The sequence below is a fragment of the Corynebacterium sp. CMW7794 genome, from assembly GCF_001563605.1.
Taxonomy (GTDB): domain Bacteria; phylum Actinomycetota; class Actinomycetes; order Mycobacteriales; family Mycobacteriaceae; genus Corynebacterium; species Corynebacterium phoceense.
Window position 1 is genome coordinate 1 of the sequence record NZ_KQ961716.1, and the last position, 4,280, is coordinate 4,280.

Genomic DNA, 4,280 nt, shown 5'->3' on the forward strand with positions numbered 1-4,280 from the left:
ATATCAGGTGTCCACCAAACAGGGGTCAGGTCCCGAACCATCTGCCACAAATTCCGACAACAAGGACATACGGTTACCTCTGAATTACTAAGAAAATGGGGCGGACGGAAAAAGATCTCGTGTCGCAAAAATCAGTGTGGAAGAGCTATCTATCTTCATTCTGAGGTATATGCTTGTGTTGCTCAGTCAAAGTCATGAAGACTCGTTAGTTGAATCGATTGTAGATAGAAAGTGGGTGAGAGCTAGTGACTCAGCCCAATAAGTTTGGGGTTTTTCCGCCGATTGATCCAGCTGGTCGGGTAATGGTTTCCGGCCTGAATAATGTTGATTCAAATAGATATCTATTTACCTCTGATCGAGTTGAACTATTTGATGAGTTAAGGACGTTCACTGCGACTTTTCAGAACGTATTTAATATCAGGTCTATCTGGATAGGCGGAAGCTTTCTAACAACGAAACCTTCTCCAGGAGATATTGATGTCACAGTTCTCGTTGATGGGGCGACAATCAATCAATTGATTCAGGCTTGCGATCCGCGAGTATCATTTTTAGATCAAGCTGTCCTTCGTGAATTCCTGAAGCAGAATGCCTTGCGTATTGATGCCTATTTCTTGCCTTGGAATCCATTAATTACCGGTAAGCCAAGCGAAGATACCAACGTCTACAATCAACAGCGAGGGTATTGGGACGATTGGTGGCAACGCCAACGTCAAGGAAGAAAAATGGATAACCCTGACCTAACTTGGACGGCACCGAGGCAAGGCTATCTGGAGGTGATTGTTAATGGGTACAGCTAACGAAAAACCAGCAATTGCCCTTGATCTTACTGAGTACCTTGCATCTCAAGGACTTGAAAATGAGCCATCCAATTTTAGTGATGCTTTAGACGTTGCTCAAGCTAACATTGCAAGCCACTTTAGGCAAACCAGTTCCGATTTCGTTGAGTCGTCAAGTGGGGCCTTACGTCTTACAGGCGATGGAGTGGTCGGCAACTCAGTTTCGCTCATGGCTGTTGGAAATATTTTGCAGAATTTTCAAGCTGTTATTACTTCATTAGGTGCGTCGCTCGAGGGGAAGAAGTCGGCGCGAGGAAAGCTGCCGAAGTTCGTTGTCCAAGAAACACAGATGTTGTTGGATGCTGCCCCAGCTCCGGGTTCTGTTGTTTTGAACTTCTCACCGATGAGTAGCTTGGAAAGCCGTTTTGTTGCAGAAGAGTCTCAGACATCACTCGAAATAGGGGTGGATGATGCTGCTGCCGATGAAAGCACACCCCTCGCTGAACGTGCGATCGGTGAATTTGTAAACCTTCTTAAGCTAGAAGATTCTGAAGATTCTGAATGGTCGGACTTGGTAGTATCCAGAATCGACGAGCTGGGACCACGCGTAGCAAACGCTATGTCAATGTTCTCCGCGGAACTTGGGGCTAATCGTATCGACTTAGATTTCAAATGGAGGGTCCCTGGGGTCAGTGCTACTAGGCTCCAGTTTGATTCGCGGCGCTCTATTCAAATCAGGCGAATGCTCGAATCCATTCATGTTACGAACCACGTGGCAGTCATTGAAGGAACTATTCAAAAAATTTCTAGTGTAACCCCGGAACAAATTGAGTTGCGCTTGACGGACAAGCGGCATGGAGAAGATTTTCCGGCCGATTTCCCCAACGTTGTGGCAGTCTCAATTCCCAACGAAGTCGCAGACGTAGCCGAATTTAGGGTTAGAGAAAAGATTGGAATTGTAGTTCTGGTTGACAAGAGCGTAATCCCGGGACGGCAGCCTTCGTTTAGCGTTGAAGCCCATCGTGTGTTGAAGCCTGGTGAAATTACTTCACTTAAATTGGAAGACTTGTCAAACCTCCTTGAAGATGCGGAAGAATAAAAGTTTCCCTGTCCCGCTGTGTAATATAATCAACGCGACGACAACTTATACCCTGCCACCGCGGCTTAAGGGACAAATGTCCCTTAAACCGCCACCGGCGGGGTATTCGTCGTTTTAACCAGTCTTGTCGCCACCCAACCCCAACTATCCAATTCACGGATTTTAACACCCACGGGCGTGGCCACCGGCTCACGACCGGAACAAGACACCACACGAGGGGAGGGGGCCTGATCCCCGTTAGGTAGACACCTCTGATTCCCGCCAGTGCGGTTGGGAAGGGGACAGGCAAACATGCAGGCGCTTGGGCGTTTCCTAGTCGATGGGCGCGGTGGGAACCAGCACGGATAATTCGCTCGCTGAGTCGTTTAACGCAGCGTTGAAGCGAGAGGTCCTCAAAGATATGAAGACGTTCGCCAATCAGCTGATCTGCCTTAGGGATGTATTCCGCTGGCGCGTGCGCTACAACACGTGTCGCCGACACACTTGGGTGCGGGTACCAAACTTCCGACGAGTTTGAGTCCCAAGCCGCTTAAGGTCTGATAGGCTCACACCTACATTTTGTTCACCCTAAGGTGTCTACCTTCTGGGGCGGGCCTGGTCGACTCATTCGCTCTTTTTAACGGCTAGGCTGGCTCACTATGAAGCTGTATGCCGCCCCACTTGATTTCCACCCTGTCGCCGAGGAATTCGGCATCGAGCGTGCCTTCCCGCCCGCTGTCGAGGAGGCGGCCCGCAACGCGCACGACCGCTTCGCCGATACCCGTCGCGACGCGCGCGACATCCCTCTCGTGACCATCGACCCGGCGGGCTCCATGGACTTGGACCAGGCTGTTTACATCGAGGCCACCGCCACCGGCTATACCGTCCACTACGCCATTGCCGACGTTATGGCGTTCATCGCGCCGGGCTCGCCGCTGGAAGTCGAGGGCTTCAAGCGCGGCCAAACCATCTACCTGCCGGATGAGCCTGCACGCCTGCATCCCGCAGCCTTGTCTGAGGATGCCGCCAGCTTGCTTCCCGATGCACCCCGCCCCGCCGTCCTCTGGACCTTCCAGCTCGACTCCGCCGGCGAGGTATCCTCCTTCGACGTCGAGCGCGCCCTCGTCCAATCCCGCGCCCGCCTCGATTACGAGGGCGTCCACGCCGATCTCGTGGCGGGCCACCTGCATTCTTCCATCGCGCTCCTGCCCGAGGTCGGCGCCCTGCGCCAGGCTTCGAGCCTGCGCCGCTCCGCCATCAACCTGCGCGTGCCCTCCCAGTCCGTGGAGGAGACCACCACCGAGGCTGGCGAGACTGTTTTCGAATTGGTCGCCGAGCCGCGCTATGAGGTTATGGACTTCAACTCGGAGATCTCCCTTCTTACCGGCATGTGCGCGGGCCAGCTCATGGCCTCCCACGGCGTCGGGCTCTTGCGCACCCTGCCGGCTGCTTCGCCTGAGTCCGAGGCTTCCTTTCGCTCCGAAGTCGCCGCACTCGGTTTCGACCTCACGGACCAGTCGATTTCGGAATTTCTGCTCAGTGTCGATCCCGATACCCCGCGTGGCATGGCTGCGATGCGCGAAGCCCAGTACCTCCTGCGCGGCGCCGGCTACCAGTGGCTCACCCCTGACGAGGAGCCTAAGGTCCACGCGGGTATCGGCGGCTACTACGCTCACGTCACCGCGCCGCTGCGCCGTCTCGCGGACCGCTTCGCCACCGAGGTCTGCCTCGCCCTTTCTGCCGGCGAACCTCTGCCCGAATGGGTCTCCTCCCGCGCAGATGATCTCCTGGAAACAATGAAGCGCACGACCTCCGGCGCCTCCCAAGTCGACCGCGCCTGTCTCAAGCTCACCGAGGCCACTGTCCTCGCCCCGTGGGTGGGCACCAACTTCGATTCGATCATTCTCGACTCGACTCCGGAAAAGTCCAAGGCCCGCGCGTTCGTCCCCACGCCGCCCATCGTCGCCGACGTCATCGGTGCGCCCGAGCCGGGCGCCGAGACGGCCATTTCCCTCGTACGCGCCAATCCCGCCGAGCGCTCTGTTGCCTTCGCCTGGCCTGCGGATTAGCTTTTCCGGCTTTCGTGTCAGGGGCGATTGTTAGCCTGTCGGTCCATCTACCCATCGAGTAGAAAGGACCGGATTGATGATGGACTATCCAGTATCTGCGGCCAGCCTCGTGAAAGCATGCACCGCACTCTACGGTGATGACAGCAAAGTCGATGAGTATCGGCAGACCGTCCGCGGCGCGTTTAACCAGCTTGTCGCCACTGGCATGAATGAGACCGCGGCCCGTGAGGTGGTCCAAGCTCAGTACATCGACGAGGTCGTCGAAGGTGAACGCCAGCGCCGCGCCCATGAGAACCGTCTGGCCACCATCACGCCCATTCCAGGGGCCTGACCCCTGGAAAGTAGACACGTCGGGGG

General features: G+C 55.5%; 4 protein-coding genes and 1 pseudogene. All 5 read left to right on the top strand.

Annotated features, from left to right (window positions below; all coding sequences use genetic code 11):
* Positions 1-245 precede the first annotated feature (245 nt).
* Positions 246-797, top strand: a complete 552-nt coding sequence (locus tag HMPREF3227_RS13185; protein ID WP_141681542.1) for a DUF6932 family protein — start codon at positions 246-248, stop codon at positions 795-797.
* Entirely contained in the window at positions 784-1,875 is a 1,092-nt protein-coding gene (locus HMPREF3227_RS02810; protein WP_141681541.1) for a hypothetical protein, read from the top strand. The genes HMPREF3227_RS13185 and HMPREF3227_RS02810 overlap by 14 nt, the downstream gene beginning before the upstream one ends.
* A 292-nt stretch (positions 1,876-2,167) precedes the next feature.
* Positions 2,168-2,408: pseudogene (locus HMPREF3227_RS12770) on the top strand (integrase core domain-containing protein); the annotation flags it as partial.
* Positions 2,409-2,513: 105 nt separating this feature from the next.
* A complete protein-coding gene (locus tag HMPREF3227_RS02815) occupies positions 2,514-3,923 on the top strand; it encodes an RNB domain-containing ribonuclease (protein ID WP_066510045.1) in 1,410 nt (469 codons plus the stop codon).
* A 76-nt stretch (positions 3,924-3,999) separates the two neighbouring features.
* Complete coding sequence (locus tag HMPREF3227_RS02820; RefSeq protein ID WP_066510052.1) at positions 4,000-4,254, top strand: hypothetical protein; 255 nt, start codon at positions 4,000-4,002, stop codon at positions 4,252-4,254.
* The last annotated feature ends 26 nt before the right edge of the window (positions 4,255-4,280 follow it).

Excerpts from the sequence above, each read along its gene's own strand:
- HMPREF3227_RS02810 (WP_141681541.1), top strand. The coding sequence starts at position 784 with ATGGGTACAGCTAACGAAAAACCAGCAATTGCCCTTGATCTTACTGAG.
- HMPREF3227_RS02815 (WP_066510045.1), top strand. The coding sequence starts at position 2,514 with ATGAAGCTGTATGCCGCCCCACTTGATTTCCACCCTGTCGCCGAGGAA.
- HMPREF3227_RS02820 (WP_066510052.1), top strand. The coding sequence starts at position 4,000 with ATGATGGACTATCCAGTATCTGCGGCCAGCCTCGTGAAAGCATGCACC.